Origin of the sequence: Streptomyces sp. NPDC007162, from assembly GCF_040634175.1 — a bacterium.
Lineage (GTDB): Bacteria > Actinomycetota > Actinomycetes > Streptomycetales > Streptomycetaceae > Streptomyces.
This window is the reverse complement of sequence record NZ_JBEYFC010000055.1, coordinates 1-18,993: the sequence shown is the minus strand read 5'-3', so window position 1 is coordinate 18,993 and position 18,993 is coordinate 1. Positions and strand designations below refer to the sequence as shown.

Sequence of the window (18,993 nt, the reverse complement as noted above, 5' to 3'; positions counted from 1 at the left end):
TTCCGCGGGGCCGTACCTGCTCGCCCACGGGAGACGACCGGCAGCACATCCGTCCCCGTTTCCTCAGGCGAATCGTCCAGCGTGCACCCGTATGTGTGAAGCGGTGGTCTCCCGGTCCCCCGCCTGTGCGTACGAAAACTAGCTTCGTGGCCGGAGGTGACCGAGCGATGACGGCCTGTGCGATCGAACCCTCGGCTGCGGACGAGGACGACAGCGTGCCGGTGGCGGGCTGCACCATCACGGTGGACGGGGCGTACGCGGCCCGGCTGGCACAGCAGGATGGTTCCTGCTTCCCGGAGCGCTGGACGCTGGACGGCCCCGAGCCGTACGCCGTACCGCTGCCCGGCAACCAGCCGGAGGAGCCGGACACGGAGGTGCAGCCGCTGCGCGACGGGCGGGTGCTGATCCGCCGGCTGGTGGACGGCCGGCACCACTTCGCCCTGCTGTACCCGACCGGCCCGGGCACCGGCGAGCTGCCGCTGGGCGCGGTGGAGTGCCCGGACGAGGTGACGTCGCTGCGGCTGCTGCCGCCCGCGCCGGGCGGCGCCCGGGCGTACGGTCTCGCCGTCGGGCCGCGGTCCTCGACCGTGTGGCTGGTGGCGGGCGGTTCCTTCGGGCCCGAGCCGCTCGCGGTGGTGCCGGGGCGCTGTTCGGGCGGGGTCTGGCTGGACCGGAGTGGTCGGATGCTGGCGCTGGACCGGGAGCTGGGCGGGCTGACCAAGGCGGTCGTGGTGGATCTGGAGCGGGGCGGCGAGGTGTCGCCGCTGTTGCAGATCGCGCCGGACAGCGACGACCGGCTGCTGATCGCCGACCCGGACAGCGGGCTGATCCTGGTCGGTTCGGACGCGCCCTGCCCCGGGCAGGAACGGTTGGGCTGGGGCGTCCTCGGCAGCACCCTGCCGGTGCGCTTCCCGGAGAGCCTGCGGATGCCGCAGGTGCCGGACTGCACGGTGACGCCGTTCGCGATCCAGCCGGGGCAGATGCTGACGCCGGAGAGCTGCGGGGTGGCGCTGTGGATCGAGGGTCCGCTGGGCCGCTGGGTCGGCGCCTGGCGGCCCGGGGACCGGCGGATGTGCCATCTCCCGGCGCCGGAGGGGTGGCTGACCGGCGCCGGGGTGTGGACGCGGGACGGGGTGCTGCGGCTGCCGTACAGCACGGGTGAGGTCCCGTGCGGGGTGGCGGCGGTCGTGGTGCCCTGGGGCGAGACGGGGGGCTCAGGGGAAGCGGGGAGGACGGGGGAGTTCGCGGGGTTCGGGGGGACGGGGGACGCGGGCCCGGGGTGTCCGGTTCGGGACGGCAGGGCTGCCGGGGCGCCGGGTGCGTCCGGGCAGCCGGCGGAACCGGATCCCGCGGCGCGTGCGGGGGATTCCCCGGCGCCTGTCGTGGCCCGGCCGGTGCCGTTGCAACAGGCGCCGTTGGGGCGGCCGTTGCGGCCGACGCCGCAGGGGCGGCCGGCGGAGCCGGTGTCGTGGGAACGGCCGGTGCGGTGGGTGCGGCTGGAACGGCGGTTTCAACCGCCTTCGCAGGGGCAGACGTTGGAGCGGAGTTCGCTGGAGCTGCCGTTGCGGCAGGGGCCGCCGGAGCCGCTTGTAACAAACTAGCTGCGGTCGGCGTGCCCGCCTGGATCCGCCCCGGGCCGGTCCGGATAAACTCGCCGCGCTGTAAGAAAGATCATGTTGACGGGGTGAATTCTTCCGATGAACGACGCCAGCACGTCCCAGCAGATGTCCGCCGGCCTTGAGGAGGCGGACGGTCACGGGAAGCACCGTGGTCATGTCTCGGCCCAGGACAGCGAGTCGGCCCCGAGCGGCCGGCACCGCAAGCAGGAGCCGGCCGAGTCGGCGGCCTGACGGTACCCATGGCAGCGGCCCCGCCCCTCACCGGGGGCGGGGCCGTTGCCGTACGTGGCCTTACTGGCGCTTCAGGGCCAGCACCTCCGCCGCCGCGAAGGTCTCACCCGGCGACCGGTCGGCGTAGTGCGGGGTGAGCAGGGCGTCGAGTTCGGCGTAGTCGAAGGTGTCCTGCTTGCTGTCGAACTTGGCCTGGACGCGGGGTCGTTCGACGATCGCGACCATGCCGCCGTGGACGACCAGCAGCTGCCCGTTGATCCGCTCGGCGGCCGGTGCGGCCAGGTAGCCGACGAGCGGGGCGACGTGCTCGGGGGCGAGCGGGTCGAGGCCCTCGGCGGGCTGCCCGAACCCGGCGAAGACGTCCTCGGTCATCCGGGTGCGGGCGCGCGGGCAGATCACGTTGGCGGTCACGCCGTACTTGGCGAGGGCGAGGGCGGTGGAGGTGGTGAGGCCGACGATCCCGCCCTTCGCGGCCGCGTAGTTGGGCTGGCCCGCGGAACCGGCGAGGAAGGCCTCGGAGGAGGTGTTGACGATCCGGCCGTACACCTTGCCGCCGGCCGCCGCCTTGGCCCGGTCCCGCCAGTGCGCGGCCGCGAAGCGAGTGGTGTTGAAGTGGCCCTTGAGGTGGACCCGGATCACCGAGTCCCACTCGTCCTCGCTCATCGAGAAGACCATGCGGTCGCGCAGGATGCCGGCGTTGTTGACCAGGATGTCCAGCTTTCCGTAGGTGGTCGTCGCGAGGGTGAGAAGGTCTCGCGCCTGCGAGAGGTCCCCCACGTCCCCGGTGTGGGCGACCGCCTCGCCACCGGCCGCGCGGATCTCCTCCACGACCTGCTCGGCGGGGTCCGCGGAGGCCGAGCCCGAGCCGTCCCGGCCCGGCTGTCCGAAGTCGTTGACGACGACGGCCGCGCCCAGCCGGGCGAGTTCGAGCGCCTCGGCCCGGCCGAGCCCGCGGCCCGCGCCGGTGACGATCGCACTGAGCCCTTCCAGGGGCCTGTCCTGCGACATGCCGCGCCCTCTCAGATCTCTATGCAGGTACGCAGGGCGGTGCCGGTGCGCATCTGGTCCAGCGCCTCGTTGATCTCCGCCAGCGGCACCCGGTGGGTGATCAGGCCCGCCAGGTCGATGCGGCCGGCCCGCCACAGGGCGATCGTGCGCTCGTAGGAGCGGACCACGTCACCGCCGCCGTACATCGACGGCAGGATGCGCTTCTCGTCGAAGAACAGCTCGAACATGTTGAGCTGGAGGAAGTCGTCCATGGCGCCCGCGCCGACGACGACCAGGGTGCCGCCGCGCCGGGTGTTCTCGTACGCCGTGCGCGCCGTCGCGGACCTGCCGACGACCTCGAAGACGTAGTCGAAGCCCTCGCCCGCGGTGACCTCCTGCTTGGCGCCGGGCAGCTCGTCCGGCGAGACGGCCCTGGTCGCCCCGAACCTGAGCGCCGACTCGCGCCGCGACGCCACCGGGTCGACGGCGACGATCTCGGCCGCGCCCTTGAGCCGCGCGCCCTGGATCGCCGAGATGCCGACGCCCCCGCACCCGATGACGGCGACGGAGGAACCGGCCGCCACGTCGGCGGTGTTGAGGGCCGCACCGAGCCCGGTGGTCACCCCGCACCCGATCAGCGCGGCGATGTCGAAGGGCACGTCGTCCGGGATCGGCACCGCGCACCCGGCGTCGACCACGACCTCCTCCGCGAAGGTGCCGGTGCCCGCGAAGCCGAAGACGTCACCGGCGGGGCGCTTGAAGTTCGGGGTGCCGGCGTTCATGAACCCGGCCAGGCACAGCTCGGTCTGCCCGCGCTTGCAGGCGGGACACTCACCGCAGGCCGGCAGCCAGCAGACCACCACCCGGTCGCCGGGCTTCACCCGGGTGACGCCCTCCCCCACCTCCAGGATCTCGCCCGCGCCCTCGTGGCCCGGCACGAACGGCCCCGGCTGCGGCAGCACCCCGCTCATCGCCGACAGGTCCGAGTGGCACAGCCCCGTGGCGCGCACCCGGATGCGTACCCTGCCGGGCCCGAACCCGGCCGTCTCGACGTCGTCGAGGACCTCCAGTTTGTCCTGGCCGATCTCGTGCAGTACGGCTGCGCGCATGGTGCGGCTCCCCTCAACTGCCTGGTCGCAATGGATTCGCGGTGGTGCCTTCTGGATCAGGAGTGTTCGACGGTCGTGTCGGCGAGGACGGGTGCGTCCGCGCGTTCGGCGGCGCCGACGGCGACCCGGACGGTCCCCGGGGTGCGCCACATGCGGATCCGGAGGGTCTCCCCCGGGTACACCACCCCGGCGAACCGCGTCGTGTATGTCCGCACCCGCGACACGTCCCCGTCGAGCAGGGTGTCCACGACCGCCTTGAGGGTCATGCCGTAGGTGCACAGTCCGTGCAGGATGGGCCGGTCGAAACCGGCGAGCTTGGCGAACTCGGGGTCGGCGTGCAGCGGGTTGTAGTCGCCGGAGAGCCGGTAGAGCAGGGCCTGGTCCTCGCGGATCGGCCGCTCGACGGTCCGGTCGGGCTCGCCGGAGGGCGGCTCGGGCCGGGTCGAGGGGCCGCGGTCGCCTCCCCAGCCGCCCTCCCCCCGTACGAAGATCTGCGCGTCGTTGGTCCACAGCGGGCCGTCGGCGTCCGCGACCTCGGTGCGCATGACGAGGACGGCCGCCTTGCCCTTGTCGTACACGGCGGCGATCCGGCCGGTGGCGGTGGCGGTGCCCGCGGCCGGGATGGGGCGGTGGAGTTCGAGACGCTGGCCGCCGTGCAGCACCTTGGCGAGGTCGACGTCGATGCCGGGCATGGACAGTCCGCTGATCACCCCGGGCGAGCCAGCGCCCGCGACGGTGGCGAAGCTGGGCAGGACGTGCAGCCGGGTCTCTAGGGTGTAGCGGAGTTCGTCGGGGTCGGTGGCGGGGCGGCCCGCGCCGATGCCGAGGTGGTAGAGCTGGACGTCCCGGCGCTCCCAGCGGATCTCCCCGGACCTGGGTTCGGCGGCGAGGGCCTTGGCTGCGTCGATGGGCATACGGCTCCTGAGGTGTCTCAAGACCTCGGCACGGCCGTCCGCACCGTCGGCCGCACCGAGGCCGTCCACGGGGCGAGTTTGTCTAGAACGCGTTCCAGTCCGGCGCCCCTTGTATAGCCCAGGGGCGGTGACTTGTGAAGACACCTGACGGCGTGTCAGCTCGCTTGGTCGAGTCACCGGGAAGCCGGGACTTTTGTCCTGCCGGAGTCCGTACACACGCATCTGCCGGACGGACGGCCCGGGTTCGTAGCTTCGTGTCCATGACGCAGACGCAGAGTGCCGCCGTGTCCTTCGCGGGCGCGGTCAAGACCTTCGGTGCCGTACGTGCCGTGGACGGCGTCGACCTGACCATGGCGCCGGGCGAGACGGTCGCCCTCCTCGGCCGCAACGGCGCGGGCAAGTCGACCACGATCTCGCTGCTGCTCGGCCTCACCGAGCCGGACGAGGGCACGGTACGGCTCTTCGGCGCGGCGCCGGAGCGGTCGGTGCGGGCGGGCCGGGTCGGCGCGATGCTCCAGGAGGCGCGGGCCGTACCGCGGGTCACGGTCCGGGAGCTGGTCGGCTTCGTCGCCGGGCGCTATCCGGAGCCGTTGCCGGTGGCGCGGGCCCTGGCGCTGGCCGGGATCGCCGAACTGGCGGACCGGCGCGTGGACCGGCTGTCCGGCGGCCAGGTCCAGCGGGTCCGGTTCGCCGTCGCCCTCGCCGGGAACCCCGCGCTGCTGGTGCTGGACGAGCCGACGGCCGCGCTGGACGTGGAAGCGCGGCACGCGTTCTGGGCGTCGATGCGGGGGCTGGCGCGCCGCGGCCACACGGTGCTGTTCTCCACGCACCACCTGGAGGAGGCGGACCGGTACGCCGACCGCATCCTCGTCATCGACCGCGGCCGGATCGTCGCGGACGGCACCGGCGAGCAGCTCCGACGTTCGGTCGGCGGCGGTCTGGTCGCCGTGGACCTCGCCGGCCGCGCGACGGACGGCCTGGAGCGGCTGCCGGGAGTGCGCTCCCTGGAGGTCCGCGGCGACCGGGCCCGGCTGCGCACCGACGACCCGGACGCCACGGTGCTCGCGCTCGCCGCGCTCGACGCGATACGGGGGCTGGAGGTGGCGCCGGCCTCGCTGGACGACGCGTTCCTGGCCCTGACGGCGTCCGAGCCCGGGTCCGTCGTCAGGGCCGTGACGGAGGTGCGGTGATGCTGGACTATCTGCGCCTTGAGGTGCGCCGTACCCTGCGGGACGCGGGATTCGTCGTCGGCGGGATCGCGATGCCCGTGCTGATGTATCTGCTGTTCACCAACCTGGGTGCGGACGACGGCAGTTGGAAGACCGGGGCGATGGTGGGGATGGCCGGGTACGGGGCGGTCGGCTCCGCGCTGAACACCGGGGGCGGGGTCGCGGAGGACCGGGCGATCGGATGGCTGCGGCAGCTCAGGGTGACGCCGATGACGCCGCGCCAGGTCGTCGTCGGCCGGGCCCTGACCGGCTCGGTGACGGTGCTGCCGGCGATCGTGGCGGTGCTCGCGGCGGGCGGTCTGCTGAACGGGGTACGGCTGGCCGCCTGGCAGTGGGCGGCGGTCGCGGTGCTGCTGTGGCTGGGTTCGCTGCCGTTCACCCTGCTGGGCCTCGGCAACGGCTACCGGCTGACCGGGCAGACCACGGGCGTGGCGAACATGGCCTGCAACCTGGGGCTCGCGGTGCTCGGCGGGCTGTGGTTCCCGGTCGCCCTGTTCCCCGCCTGGCTGCGTGCGGTGTCGGCGTACACGCCCACCTACCGCTTCGCGCAGCTGGGCACCTCGGTCGCAGCCGGCCGTGCCCCGGCCATGCCGGCGGTCGTGGTGCTGGCCTTCTGGCTGCTGGTGTTCGGTTCGTACGCTGTGCTGTCGTACCGCCGGTCCGGACGGACCGGCTGACCGGGGGAGCGAGAGATGTACTGGATGCGAGGAGTGCGCGGACGGCTGCGCGAGTGGCGGGCGGCGCGGGAGCGGTGGCGGGCGGACATGCGGTCCTTCCGGGCCGCGCGGAAGGAGGCGCGCCGGACCGGGGCCGAGCTGCCGGAGCAGCCGGGTCCGCCGCCGACCGCCTTCTCCCTGGTGCCCTGGCTGCTGATGGGGCTGGGCGCGTTCTCCAACCTGTTCCAGGGCAAGACCCCGAATCCGTGGATCGGCGGCCTGGGGCTGCTCGCCTTCAACTCCCTCTACATCTACGTCGCGGCCCGCGCCTTCGTGAAGGAGAAGCGGCAGGCCACCTCGACCCGGGTGGCACTGGCCCTGATGGCCGTGCTCACCTGCGGCCTCGCAGGCGGTTACGGCGGCAACTGGCAGTTGTTCTTCCCCTTGCTGGGACTGGCGACGGGCGCGGCGCTGCGGGGCGAGCACCTGCGCTGGGCCGGTGCGGCCGTCGCCACGCTGGCCGGTGCGGTCACCGCCGGCCGCGACGGCTGGAACGGCCTGAACATCGGGTACGCCACCTGGATCTCGACGATGGTGACGGCGGCGATCCTCGGCCTCTCCGAGGCGGTACGGGAACTGCGCGCCGCTCGCGAGCAGTTGGCGCACCAGGCGGTGGAGAAGGAGCGGCTGCGGTTCTCCCGGGACCTGCACGACCTGCTCGGCCACACCATGTCGGTGATCGTGGTGAAGTCGGAGGCGGCCCGGCGGCTGGCGCCCCGGGACATGGACGCGGCGCTCGCCCAGATCACCGACATCGAGTCGGTGGGCCGGCAGGCGCTCACCGAGATCCGGGAGGCGGTCACCGGCTACCGCCAGGGCAGTCTCGGCACCGAACTCGACCGGGCCCGCTCGGTGTTGGACGCGGCCGGGGTGGAGCCGGTGGCCGTCCGCTCGGGCGCCCCGCTCGCTCCGGCGACGGAGGCGCTGCTGGGCTGGGTGGTGCGCGAGGCGGTCACCAATGTCGTACGGCACTCCGACGCGACCCGTTGCGAGATCACGGTCGAGGGCGGTGCCGAACGGGTCAGTCTCACGGTCGCCGACAACGGCACCGGGGCCGCCGGCGCGGGTCCCCGCGCGGAAGGCGCCGGCGGCACCGGCCTGAAGGGGCTGACCGAGCGCCTCGCGGCAGCGGGCGGCTCCCTGCGGGCCGGCCCGTCGCCGCGCGGCGGCTTCTCGGTCGTCGCGGACCTCCCCACCGAGGAGCAGGAGCCGCTGGTGCCGGCGGCCCCCAGGGAGCCCAGGGGATGTTGACGGCCCAGGTCGTCACCCGTCTTCGGCGGCCGGTCCCGAAGCTAGGCTTGGGTTGTGTACGAGCCTGTGAACGAGATGCCCCGGGACCACCGGCCCGGCAAGTCCATCAGGGTGCTGCTCGCCGAGGACCAGGGGATGATGCGCGGGGCGCTCGCCTTACTGCTCGGCATGGAACCGGACATCGAGGTCGTCGCCCAGGTCGCGTCGGGGGACGCGATCGTGGACGCGGCGCTGGTCCACCGGCCCGACGTGGCCCTCCTCGACATCGAACTGCCCGTGCGCAGCGGCCTCGACGCGGCGGCGGAGCTGCGCGAGCAGGCGCCGGACTGCCGGGTGCTGATCCTGACCACCTTCGGCAGGCCCGGCTATCTGCGCCGGGCGATGGAGGCGGGGGCGGCCGGGTTCCTCGTCAAGGACGGGCCGGTCGAGGAACTGGCCCGGGCCGTCCGGCGGGTGCTGACCGGGGAGACCGTGGTCGACCCGGCGCTCGCCGCGGCCGCGCTCAGCGCCGGGCCGAGCCCGCTGACCGCACGCGAGTGCGATGTGCTCAAGGCGTCGGCGGACGGCGCGACCGTCGCCGACGTCGCGGCGAAGCTGCACCTGTCGGAGTCGACGGTCCGCAACTACCTCTCCGCGGCGATCGGCAAGACCGGCACCCGCAACCGCACGGAGGCGGTCCGGGAGGCCCGGCAGCAGGGGTGGCTGTGAGCCGGGGGCGCATGCGCCGTCAGTCGTGGGTGTGGTGAGCGGTGGACCCCTTCCCGGTCTCCCGCGCGGGCTGCTCCGCGGACGGTCTCCGGCGGGGGAGCCACAGCAGCATCAGTGCCGCCCCGGCGAGCAGCACGCCGGTGCTGGTGCGGAAGGCCGCCGCGTACCCCTGGGTCAGGGCCGCCGCCCCGCCTTCGCCCCCGGTGTGGGCCGCCGCGATCGTCGACATCACCGCGAGCCCCAGCGAACCGCCCATCGTGCGCGAGGTGTTGATCAGCCCCGACAGCAGCCCGGCCGCCGCGGGCGCCGCCCCGGACGTGCCGAGCGCGGCCAGCGGCGTCGCGGCCAGGCCCGAGCCGAGCATCATCAGGACGCCGGGGAACATGATGGCCGTCGCATAGGCGCCGTGCGGTCCCATCGTCGACTGCCAGGCGAACCCGGTCGCGGCGACCAGCGTGCCCGACACCGCCACCGCGCGGACCCCGAACCGGCGCATCAGCCGGGGTGCCGACTTGGAGCCGACGAGCACCGCGACCGAGCTGGGCACCAGGGCGAGACCGGCCTCCAGCGGGGTGTAGCCGAGGACGTTCTGGGCGTACAGGGTCATGAAGTACCACATGCAGAACATCGCCGAACCGGCGACCAGCATGGCCGCGTTGGCCGACGCCACCGACCGCCGGCCGAGCAGCCCGAGCGGCATCAGCGGGGCCGCCGTACGCGCCTCGACGGCGAGGAAGAGGCCGATCAGCGCCACCCCCGCCACCAGCGGGACCAGGGTGGCCGCCGCCGTCCATCCCTCGGCCTCGGTCTGCGAGATGCCGTAGGCCAGGGTTCCCAGGCCCGCCGTGACCAGCAGTGCGCCGGGCAGGTCGAGCCGTCGGCCGTCCCCGGTCCGGCTCTCCGCCAGCCACCGCACGGACCCGGCGAGGACCAGCGCGCCCACCGGCACGTTGATCAGCAGTACCCAGCGCCAGGAGAGCAGGTCCACCAGCACCCCGCCGACCAGTCCGCCGGCCGCGCCGCCGCCGGCGCCGACCGCCGTCCAGGTGGCGACGGCCCGCGCCCGGGCCGGGCCCTCCGGCACGGCGGCCGTCAGCAGGGTCAGGGTCGAGGGCGCCAGCACGGCAGCGCCCAGCCCCTGCACGGCGCGGGCGAGCAGCAACTGCCAGCCGTCCTGGGCGAGTCCGCCGCCGAGCGAGGCCAGCGTGAACAGGGCGAGCCCGACCAGGAACATGCGCTTGCGGCCGTAGAGGTCGCCGGCGCGTCCGCCGAGCAGCATGAACCCGGCGAAGGCGATGGCGTACGCGTTCACCACCCACTGGAGACCCGTGGTGCTCAGGCCGAGTCCGTCCCGCATCGACGGGAGTGCCACGTTCACCACGGACACGTCGAGCACGACCAGGAACTGCCCGGCGCACGCCAGCGCCACGACCAGCCAGGTGGGGGGTGCCGTACGGCGGGATATGTGTGCGGTGTCCACGGCTTCCGGCATGGGTGTCATGCTCTCAAGCCCGTTACCGCCCTTGCATCGGCTTTTCGGCTCACCCGTCCTGGGCCCCGGGCCCTACGGCCTCGGTCGTCGCCCGCAGCAACGTGACCACCGCCGCCCCGCCCAGCCCGATGTTGTGCGCGAGCCCCACCCGGGCGCCCGGGACCTGCCGGTCCCCCGCCGTGCCGCGCAGCTGCCACACCAGTTCGGCGGCCTGCGCGAGACCGGTCGCGCCCAGCGGGTGCCCCTTGGAGATGAGCCCGCCGGAGGGGTTCACCACCCAGCGCCCGCCGTACGTGGTCGCGCCGGACTCGACGAGCTCGCCCGACCGGCCGGCCGCGCACATGCCGAGCGCCTCGTAGGTCAGCAGCTCGTTGACGGAGAAGCAGTCGTGCAGTTCGACGACGTCGACGTCCTCGATGCCGAGGCCCGACCTGTCGTACACCTGGCGGGCCGCCGCCCGGGACATCGGCTGTCCCACGACGTCGATGCACGAGCCCGACGCGAAGGACTCCCCGGTGTCGGTGGTCATCGCCTGCGCGACGATCTCGACCAGGCCGGTGAGCCCGCGCCGCCCGGCGAACCGCTCGGAGACCACCACGGCCGCCGCCGCGCCGTCGGAGGTGGGCGAGCACTGGAGCTTGGTGAGGGGGTGGTGGACGGTGCGGGCGGCGAGGACGTCGGCGACGTCGTGGACGTCCTGGAACTGGGCGTAGGGGTTGTCCGCCGAGTGCCGGTGGTTCTTGGCGGCCACCGCGGCGAGCTGCGCCTCGGTGGTGCCGTGGCGCTCCATGTGCTCGCGGGCCGCGTCACCGAAGATCTGCGCGGTGGGCGGGGTCATCTCGAAGCCGTGCCGGGCGGCCATGATCCCGTAGTGCCGGGCGACGGGAGAGGTCGAGAAGTCGCCGCTGTCGGCGCCGCCGCCGAGCGCGCCCTTCTTCATCTTCTCGAAGCCGAGGGCGAGGACGCAGTCGGCGGCGCCGCCCTCGACCAGCTGCCTGGCCAGCATCAGGGCGGTCGCGCCGGTGGCGCAGTTGTTGTTGACGTTGTAGACGGGGACGCCGGTGAGACCCAGTTCATAGACCGCGCGCTGGCCGGCGGTGGAGGGCTGGAAGCAGTATCCGACGGGAACCTGTTCCACGTCGTCGTAGGAGATCCCCGCGTCGGCGAGCGCGGAGCCGGCCGCCTCCCGGACCATGTCCCAGTACTGCCAGTCACGGGTCTCGGGCTTCTCGAACTTGGTCATCCCGACCCCGGCAACGTAGGCCTTCATGGCGCGCAGATTAGAACGTGTTCCACAAACACACCATCCTTGACGGAGGGTCAGTAACCCATGAGCCGGTCAAGAATTCGTTAGCAGCTCGAAGCAACGGAATAGTTGCCTGTGCATACGAGGTTTAGCCGGTACTCATCAATCGGGAGGCCTCACTCAATGACGCACACGACGACCGACCAGCCCACCAGGGGCGCGAGCGGGGCCGTGGTCCCGGTCCTCGCCTTCGCGGGCATCGTGGTCGCGGTGATGCAGACCCTGCTCGTCCCGGTCATCAAGGACCTGCCGCAGCTGCTGGGCACCGAGCCCAGCAACGCCACCTGGGTCCTCACCTCGACGCTGCTGTCGGGCGCCGTGGCCACTCCGATCATGGGCCGCCTCGGCGACCTCTACGGCAAGCGGCGGATGCTGATCCTCAGCCTCGCCGTGATGGTGGTCGGCGCGCTGGTCAGCGCCCTCACCAGCGACCTCCTCACGATGATCGTCGGCCGTACCCTCCAGGGCTTCGCCATGGGCGCGATCCCGCTGGGCATCGGCCTGATGCGCGACATGCTGCCGCGCGAGAAGCTCGGGTCGGCGATGGCCCTGATGAGCTCCTCGATCGGCGTCGGCGGCGGCCTCGCGCTGCCCGCCGCGGCCCTGGTCGCGCAGCACACGAACTGGCACGCCCTGTTCTACGGCGCCGCCGGTCTCGGCGTGGTCTCCATAGCCCTGACCCTGCTGGTCGTACCGGAGTCCCCGATGCGCGCGCAGGGTTCGTTCGACGTGCTGGGCGCGCTGGGCCTGTCCACCGGCCTGGTGCTGCTCCTGCTGCCCATCACCAAGGGCAGCGACTGGGGCTGGTCCTCGGGCACCACGCTCGGCCTGTTCGGCGCGTCCGTCGCGGTGCTGCTCCTGTGGGGCGTCTTCGAGCTGCGCCACCGGGCCCCGCTGGTCGACCTGCGCACCACCGCCCGCCCCGCGGTGCTCTTCACCAACCTCGCCTCGATCATGGTCGGCGTCAGCTTCTACGTCGTCTCGCTGGTCCTTCCGCAGCTGCTCCAGCTCCCGAAGGCCACCGGCTACGGCCTCGGCCAGTCGATGGTGGTCGCCGGCCTGCTGGTCGCCCCGCTGGGCCTGACGATGATGTTCACGGCCCCGGTGTACGCGCGGCTGTCCGCCAAGTACGGCCCCAAGCTCACCCTCATCCTCGGCATGCTGATCATCGGCATCGGCTACGGCGCGGGCCTCGGGCTGATGAGCGCCGCCTGGCAGAGCGCGGTCATCGCGGTCGTCCTCGGCGCCGGCATCGGCCTCGCCTACTCCTCGCTGCCCGCGCTCATCGTCGGCGCGGTCCCGGCCTCGGAGACCGGCGCGGCGAACGGCCTGAACACGCTGATGCGGTCCATCGGCACCTCCGTCTCCAGCGCCGTCATCGGCATGGTGCTGGCGAACACCGCGCACCACGTCGGCGGGGTCGCCGTCCCGACCATGCACGGCTTCCGGGTCTCCTTCCTGATCGCGACGGCCGCGGTGACGGTGGGCCTGCTGCTCGCGCTGCTGCTGCCGAAGCAGCCCCGGCCGCAGCTCCACACACAGCTGCGGGCCAGCAGCGAGGAGGACGCGGTGCTCGCCGTCGCCGAGGAGGTGCTGCGGGGCTTCCGCGGCCGGGTCCTGGACGCCGAGGGCGTGCCGGTGGCGCGCGCGAAGGTGACGCTGATCGACCGGCGCGGACGGCAGGCGGGCTCGACCCTGTCCGCCGAGGACGGCACGTACGCGCTCACGGTGCCGGCCGAAGGGGCGTACGTGCTGGCCGCGAAGGCCCTCGGACACGGACCGCACGCCTCGTCGGCGACCCACGCGGGCGACGAGCGGGCGGTCGACCTGGACCTGTCGCTCCCCGGCGAGACGGTCCGCGCGTAACTCCTCACACCAGGGCGGCCTCCGGCCCCCGGACCGGCACGCGGGCGGCGCTTCCTTCACGGGAGCGCCGCCCGCGCCGTTCGCACGGCCCCTCGGCACGGGGTCCTCGTCCCCCCGGCGCTCAGTCCGCCGCGGCCCGTTCTCCCGTCCGGCGTCTGCGGTGGGCGGGGGTGGTGAGGGACGGGGGCTGCCAGACGCCGTCCGCCTGGTACAGGTCGGTGCCGGGTGGCACGATCTCGTCGACGCGGTCGAGCACCGCGTCGTCGAGCAGCAGGTCGGCGCCCTTGAGGGACGCGGTGAGCTGGTCCATGGTGCGCGGACCGATGATCACGGAGGTGACCGCCGGGTGGACCAGCGGGAAGGCGACGGCCAGCTCCGGCAGGGTGCAGCCCATCTCCTCGGTGAGCGCCACCAGTCGCTCGACGGCCGCGTACTTGGCGGCGTTGCCCGGCAGCTCGGGGTCGAAGCGCTGTGGTTGGCGCTTGGCGCGGCCGGTGCCGAAGTCGACGGGCCGGCCCTGCCGGTGGGCGCCGGAGAGGAACCCCGAGGCGAGCGGTGACCAGGTCAGCACGCCCAGGCCCAGCCGCTGCGCGGTGGGCAGCACGGCCCGTTCGACGCCGCGCGCGAGGATCGAGTACGGCGGCTGCTCGGTACGCAGCCGCATCAGCCCGCGCCGCTCCGCCACGTGGTGTGCCTCGACGAGGTCCTCGGCCGGGACCGTGGAGCTGCCGAACGCCCGGATCTTGCCCGCCCGCACCAGGTCACCGAGGACCGACAGGGTCTCCTCGACGTCCGTGGTGTGATCGGGGCGGTGCACCTGGTAGAGGTCGATCCAGTCGGTGTCCAGGCGCCGCAGGCTGTCCTCGACGGCCCTGACGATCCAGCGGCGCGAGTTGCCGCTGCGGTTGCGGCCCTCCCCCAGCGGGAAGTGCACCTTCGTGGCGAGGACCACGTCGTCGCGCCGGCCCTTGAGCGCCTTGCCGACGATCTCCTCGCACTCGCCCGCCGAGTACATGTCGGCGGTGTCCACGAAGTTGATGCCGGCGTCCAGCGCGGCGTTGATGATCCGGGCGCCGTCCTCGTGGTCCGGGTTGCCGAAGGACCCGAACATCATCGTGCCCAGACAGTGGGTGCTGACCTCGATGCCGGTTCTGCCGAGGACTCGACAGCGCATACCGGTGCTCCGTCACGGATCGGGGGAGAGTGGTGGCGTCAGTCTAGGACGTGGAGTGCGCTCGACTCCCTTGCCGAACAGCCCACTTGCCGGTCACGGCGGGCATCCGGCCGACACCGGGGCCGCGCCGTACGGGCCGACGCCCACCCCGCTCCCCCGCACCCCCTGTCGGGCACCCGGCGGCGGGTGCGGCAGCATGGGCGGCCGGACCGTACGACACTCACCACGCGTGAGACGAGGGAGAGGACGCCCATGACCGCGGCAGCCCCCAAGCCCGAGATCCTGGCCGCGTTCGAGGCGGCGAAGGGGTTCATGCCCGTCGGCGAGGGCCTCGCGCTGTACGCGGCCGCCGTCGAGGCCGCGGCGCTCGGCCTGCCGCTGCTGGAGGTCGGCACGTACTGCGGGCGCTCGACGATCCTGCTCGCCGACGCGGCCCGCGCGGCCGGCGTCACCGCGGTCACCGTCGACCACCACCGGGGCAGCGAGGAGCAGCAGCCCGGCTGGGACTACCACGACCCGGGGACGGTCGACCCGGAGCTCGGGCTGATGGACACCCTGCCGACGTTCCGGCGCACGCTGCACCGGGCGGGCCTGGAGGACCACGTGGTCGCGGTCGTCGGCCGGTCCCCCCAGATCGCCGCGTTCTGGACCTCCCCCCTCGGCCTCGTCTTCATCGACGGCGGCCACACCGACGAGCACGCCACCGCCGACTACGAGGGCTGGGCCCCCCATGTGGCCCACGGCGGGCTCCTGCTGATCCACGACGTCTTCCCGGACCCGAAGGACGAGTTCACCGGCCAGGCCCCGTACCGCGTCCACCTCCGCGCCCTGGAGTCCGGCGCGTTCACCGAGACCGCCGCCCACGACTCGCTGCGCGTCCTGCGGCGAACGGGGGCGGGGATCTGAGGGCGCGGTTAAAGTCGCAGACGTGTCGTACTCAGGCCCGGAATTCGATCCCCCGCAGCAGCGCCGGCCCCGCCGGGCGCCGCTCGCCGTCGGTCTCGCCGCGCTGGTGCCCGGAGCACTGCTCGGCTGGGTGGTGTACGAGGGGGTGGGCAGGCCCGGCGGGAGTGACGCCGCGCGGACGGACGCGGCGACGCCCCGGTCGGCGCCCGCCTCCGTCAGCGACGACGCCAAGGTGCCGGGTCCGAGCACACCGGCGCTGCCGCTGAAGGGCAAGGTCGTCGTCATCGACCCGGGGCACAACCCGGGGAACTTCCAGCACCCGTCCGAGATCAACCAGAAGGTGGACATCGGGACGAACTGGAAGGAGTGCGACACGACGGGGACGTCGACCAACGCCGGTTACACCGAGGCCCGGTTCACGCTCGACGTCGCGCACCGGCTGCGGACCCTGCTGGAGCGGCAGGGCGCCACGGTGCAGCTGACCCACGACGGGGACCGGCCGGCCTGGGGGCCGTGCGTGACGAAGCGCGCGCAGATCGGCAACGACGCGCATGCCGACGCGGCCATCTCCCTCCACGCCGACGGTGCTCCCGAGGGCGACCGCGGCTTCCACGTCATCCTGCCGGCCTCCGTGCACTCCGGCGGCGCCGACACCCGCCCGATCGTCGCCTCCTCGCGCACCCTCGGCGAGCGGGTCGAGAAGGACTTCGCGAAGGTCACCGGCAGCGCCCCGTCCAACTACGTCGGCAACGGCACCGGTCTCGACGTACGCAAGGACCTCGGCGGTCTCAATCTGTCAACGGTCCCCAAGGTGTTCATCGAGTGCGGCAACATGCGCGACACCAAGGACGCGGCGCTGCTGACCAGCGGCGCCTGGCGGCAGAAGGCGGCACAGGGGATCTCTGAGGGAATCGTGAGTTTCTTGGGCGGGAAGGCATCCGCAGGCTGATCCGGGCGGACACCCTGATCGTCCGAACGATAGTGTCGTTCCTGCGATTCCTACCCTGAGGGGCCACCTCCGCGACGCGCCTCCTCCGCCGACGAGAAGACCTACGAAGGACCTGAAGTGAATATCCGCTCTCTCACTAGAGGCGACGGCGTGGTGATCGGAGCAGCGGTGTTGCTGTTGATCGCGTCGTTCCTCGACAACTATTCGTACGACGGTGTTCCGGACAGCGTCGACCTGCCGAGCCTGTGGTCGAGCGGACCCATCCTGTTCAGCGTCGTCCTGGCGGGCATCGCCGGCGCCGCGCTCGTCGTCGTCACGCGGGCGCTGCCGCAGCCGTTGAAGGTGGCCGGCCTCGATCTCGGTCCGTTCGGCGTGGCGTTGACCGTCTTCGCGGCGTGGAGCGCGCTCGGCAACGTCATCGACCCGGCGGGCGGCTTCGACAACCTGCCCAGCGTGACCAACGGGCCCAGCGCGGGCACCGGTCTCATCCTCGCCCTGATCGCCACCCTGGTCATGGCCGGCGGGGCCGTCGCCACCCCGCTCGTCCCCGCCCTCAAGGCGGGTCTGATCCCCGAGCCCAAGCCGCAGGCCCCGCAGCCCTACGGGGCCCAGCCCCCCGGCGGCTACGGCTACCCCGGCGCCGTCGGCCCGCAGCCCGGCCAGCCGTACGGTGCGCAGCCGCAGCCCGGCCAGCCGTTCGGTCAGCAGCAGCCCCAGCCGCCCGCCGCCCAGCAGCAGCCGCCGGCCGCCGAGTTCTCGCCGTTCTGGTTCGCCGTCCCGGTGGCGCGGCCGCTGTTCGCGGAGGACGGCTCGACCGCGCCGATCGCCGAACTGGCGCCCGGCACCTGGTACCTGGCGGTCGAGCAGCGCGGCGCCGCCCTGGTGGCCCAGACGCAGGACGGCCGCCGCGGCGTGCTCCAGGACACCTCCGGCATCCAGCGCGGCTGACCGACGCCCGCCCCGCGCACGGCCCCGCACCCTTCCGGGTGCGGGGCCGTTGTCGTACAGTCGCCCGGCTATTGTCTGACGTCACGTCAGGAGGCGGTCATGCGGCTGGGGTTGGCACTCGGTTACTGGGGGCGCGGCCCCTCTCCCGACCATGTGCCGCTGGCGCGGGAGGCAGAAAGACTCGGATACGACTCGGTGTGGACGGCGGAGTCCTGGGGGTCGGACGCCTTCACCCCGCTCACCTGGATCGCCGCGCAGACGTCGACCATCAAGCTGGGTACGGCCGTTGCCCAGATGGCCGCCCGGTCGCCGACCACGACGGCGATGCACGCGCTGACCCTGGACCACCTGTCGGGGGGCCGGATGCTGCTCGGGCTCGGCCTGTCCGGACCGCAGGTCGTCGAGGGCTGGTACGGCCGCCCGTTCCCGAAGTCCCCGCTGACCGCGACGCGGGAGTACGTGGACGTCGTACGCCAGGTGCTGCGGCGCCAGGGGCCGGTCACCTCCGACGGGCGCTTCCACCCCCACCCCTACCGCGGCCCGGACGCCACCGGTCTCGGCAAGCCGCTGAAGCCGATCACCCACCCGCTCCGCGCCGGCCTGCCCGTCCTGCTCGGCGCCGAGGGGCCGAAGAACGTCGCGCAGACGCTGCGGATCGCCGACGGGTGGCTGCCGCTGTACTGGGCGCCGAGCCGGCCCGAGGTGTACGGCCCGGCGGTGGCCGACCTGCCGGAGGGCTTCCTCGTCGCCCCCATGGCGCAGGTCAGGGTCTGCGACGACGTGGCCTCCGGGCTGCTGCCCGTGAAGGCCATGCTCGGCTTCTACATCGGCGGGATGGGGCACGCGGCCCGCAACTTCCACGCCGACCTCATGGCGCGCATGGGGTACGGGGAGGCGGCCCGGCGGATCCAGGAGCTGTTCCTGTCCGGGCGCCGGGAGGAGGCGGTGCTGGCGGTGCCGGACGCGTTCGCCGACGAGATCTCACTGGTCGGCCCGCGCGAACGCATCGCCGAGCGACTGGAGTTGTGGCGCAAGGGCCCGGTGACGGACCTGCTGGCCCTGGCCCCGGACCCCCACACCCTGCGCGTGCTCGCGGAGCTGAACTCCTACTGATCTTTTCGTAAGTTCGGTTGGTGTGGTGGGTGGATGGTCAGGCCGGTATGGGCGAGGAATGACCATGGAAGTCGGGGGTTGGCGTTGATGCGGTGGATGCCTTGCTCGGTGGCGTCGGCGACATCGGCGAGATGGTCGCCGGCGAGGTTGGCGAGTTCACGCTTCTTGAGTGAGGACCACAGCAGTTCCACCGGGTTCAGCTCGGGAGCGTAGGCGGGTAATCGTTCCAGGGTGAGCCAGTCCTGTTCGGCGGCCCAGGCCCGCATCGCCCGGCTCCAGTGGGCCGACAGGCCGTCCCAGACCAGGACCACTCGCTCGCCGCGGTAGAAAACCTTCATCTGCTCCAGGACCTCGATGAGTCCGGCGGTGTCATAGCTGCCGGGCTTGAGGTGGAAGCACAAGCGGGCCCCGCGATCGGGGTCGGTGGAGTGGTAGCCCAAGGCCCCGGCCATCGACGCACGCTTCCAGTTCAGGC

Annotated in this window: 18 protein-coding genes; 11 read left to right on the top strand and 7 right to left on the bottom strand. The window is 73.0% G+C overall.

Annotation, left to right across the window (positions count from 1 at the left end; genetic code table 11):
- The first annotated feature begins 167 nt into the window (after positions 1-167).
- Positions 168-1,601 (top strand): hypothetical protein, encoded by a 1,434-nt coding sequence (locus ABZ646_RS09530; protein WP_360515106.1) that lies wholly within the window; start codon positions 168-170, stop codon positions 1,599-1,601.
- 96 nt (positions 1,602-1,697) lie between these two features.
- Positions 1,698-1,850: a hypothetical protein gene (locus ABZ646_RS09525; protein ID WP_360515103.1), complete on the top strand. Its 153-nt coding sequence runs from the start codon at positions 1,698-1,700 to the stop codon at positions 1,848-1,850.
- Positions 1,851-1,910: 60 nt separating this feature from the next.
- On the opposite strand, the gene ABZ646_RS09520 is transcribed toward ABZ646_RS09525, so the two are convergent.
- The 3 genes from ABZ646_RS09520 to ABZ646_RS09510 are packed head-to-tail and all read right to left on the bottom strand — an operon-like array spanning position 1,911 to position 4,860.
- Complete coding sequence (locus tag ABZ646_RS09520; protein WP_360515100.1) at positions 1,911-2,858, bottom strand: 3-oxoacyl-ACP reductase; 948 nt, start codon at positions 2,856-2,858, stop codon at positions 1,911-1,913.
- 11 nt (positions 2,859-2,869) lie between these two features.
- Entirely contained in the window at positions 2,870-3,946 is a 1,077-nt protein-coding gene (locus tag ABZ646_RS09515; protein WP_360515097.1) for a Zn-dependent alcohol dehydrogenase, read from the bottom strand.
- 56 nt (positions 3,947-4,002) lie between these two features.
- Positions 4,003-4,860, bottom strand: a complete 858-nt coding sequence (locus ABZ646_RS09510) for a MaoC/PaaZ C-terminal domain-containing protein (protein ID WP_360515094.1) — start codon at positions 4,858-4,860, stop codon at positions 4,003-4,005.
- Between the two features lie 260 nt (positions 4,861-5,120).
- Between ABZ646_RS09510 and ABZ646_RS09505 the strand changes: the two genes are divergently transcribed.
- The 4 genes from ABZ646_RS09505 to ABZ646_RS09490 all read left to right on the top strand — a co-directional run bounded on the left by ABZ646_RS09505 (position 5,121) and on the right by ABZ646_RS09490 (position 8,764).
- Positions 5,121-6,050: an ABC transporter ATP-binding protein gene (locus ABZ646_RS09505; protein WP_360515091.1), complete on the top strand. Its 930-nt coding sequence runs from the start codon at positions 5,121-5,123 to the stop codon at positions 6,048-6,050.
- The gene (locus ABZ646_RS09500) at positions 6,050-6,766 is read left to right on the top strand and encodes an ABC transporter permease (RefSeq protein WP_360515088.1); all 717 of its coding nucleotides are present in this window, start codon (positions 6,050-6,052) and stop codon (positions 6,764-6,766) included. Before ABZ646_RS09505 ends, ABZ646_RS09500 begins: the two co-directional genes overlap by 1 nt.
- A 15-nt stretch (positions 6,767-6,781) precedes the next feature.
- Positions 6,782-8,056 (top strand): sensor histidine kinase, encoded by a 1,275-nt coding sequence (locus ABZ646_RS09495; RefSeq protein ID WP_360515085.1) that lies wholly within the window; start codon positions 6,782-6,784, stop codon positions 8,054-8,056.
- Positions 8,057-8,131: 75 nt separating this feature from the next.
- The gene (locus ABZ646_RS09490) at positions 8,132-8,764 is read left to right on the top strand and encodes a response regulator transcription factor (RefSeq protein WP_360515135.1); all 633 of its coding nucleotides are present in this window, start codon (positions 8,132-8,134) and stop codon (positions 8,762-8,764) included.
- 19 nt (positions 8,765-8,783) lie between these two features.
- Here ABZ646_RS09490 and ABZ646_RS09485 read toward each other — a convergent pair whose 3' ends face one another.
- Both ABZ646_RS09485 and ABZ646_RS09480 read right to left on the bottom strand, forming a co-directional pair.
- Positions 8,784-10,265, bottom strand: a complete 1,482-nt coding sequence (locus ABZ646_RS09485) for an MFS transporter (RefSeq protein ID WP_360515082.1) — start codon at positions 10,263-10,265, stop codon at positions 8,784-8,786.
- 40 nt (positions 10,266-10,305) lie between these two features.
- The gene (locus ABZ646_RS09480) at positions 10,306-11,526 is read right to left on the bottom strand and encodes a lipid-transfer protein (protein WP_360515079.1); all 1,221 of its coding nucleotides are present in this window, start codon (positions 11,524-11,526) and stop codon (positions 10,306-10,308) included.
- A gap of 159 nt (positions 11,527-11,685) precedes the next feature.
- Between ABZ646_RS09480 and ABZ646_RS09475 the strand changes: the two genes are divergently transcribed.
- Entirely contained in the window at positions 11,686-13,428 is a 1,743-nt protein-coding gene (locus ABZ646_RS09475) for an MFS transporter (RefSeq protein ID WP_360515076.1), read from the top strand.
- A 121-nt stretch (positions 13,429-13,549) separates the two neighbouring features.
- Here the strand turns inward: ABZ646_RS09475 and ABZ646_RS09470 are convergent, their stop codons facing one another.
- Positions 13,550-14,602 (bottom strand): aldo/keto reductase, encoded by a 1,053-nt coding sequence (locus ABZ646_RS09470; protein ID WP_360515073.1) that lies wholly within the window; start codon positions 14,600-14,602, stop codon positions 13,550-13,552.
- A 252-nt stretch (positions 14,603-14,854) separates the two neighbouring features.
- On the opposite strand from ABZ646_RS09470, the gene ABZ646_RS09465 reads away from it, so the two are divergent.
- The 4 genes from ABZ646_RS09465 to ABZ646_RS09450 all read left to right on the top strand — a co-directional run bounded on the left by ABZ646_RS09465 (position 14,855) and on the right by ABZ646_RS09450 (position 18,518).
- Positions 14,855-15,508, top strand: a complete 654-nt coding sequence (locus tag ABZ646_RS09465) for a class I SAM-dependent methyltransferase (protein WP_360515070.1) — start codon at positions 14,855-14,857, stop codon at positions 15,506-15,508.
- Positions 15,509-15,530: 22 nt separating this feature from the next.
- Positions 15,531-16,457 carry an N-acetylmuramoyl-L-alanine amidase gene (locus ABZ646_RS09460; protein ID WP_360515067.1) on the top strand — a complete coding sequence of 309 codons (927 nt, stop codon included), beginning with the start codon at positions 15,531-15,533 and terminating at the stop codon, positions 16,455-16,457.
- 117 nt (positions 16,458-16,574) lie between these two features.
- Entirely contained in the window at positions 16,575-17,405 is an 831-nt protein-coding gene (locus ABZ646_RS09455; RefSeq protein ID WP_360515064.1) for a hypothetical protein, read from the top strand.
- A 99-nt stretch (positions 17,406-17,504) separates the two neighbouring features.
- Positions 17,505-18,518 (top strand): LLM class F420-dependent oxidoreductase, encoded by a 1,014-nt coding sequence (locus ABZ646_RS09450; protein ID WP_360515061.1) that lies wholly within the window; start codon positions 17,505-17,507, stop codon positions 18,516-18,518.
- Here ABZ646_RS09450 and ABZ646_RS09445 read toward each other — a convergent pair.
- The coding region (locus ABZ646_RS09445) for a transposase (RefSeq protein WP_360515058.1) at positions 18,512-18,993 on the bottom strand (482 nt) is incomplete at its 5' end. The two genes, ABZ646_RS09450 and ABZ646_RS09445, sit on opposite strands and share 7 nt — an antisense overlap.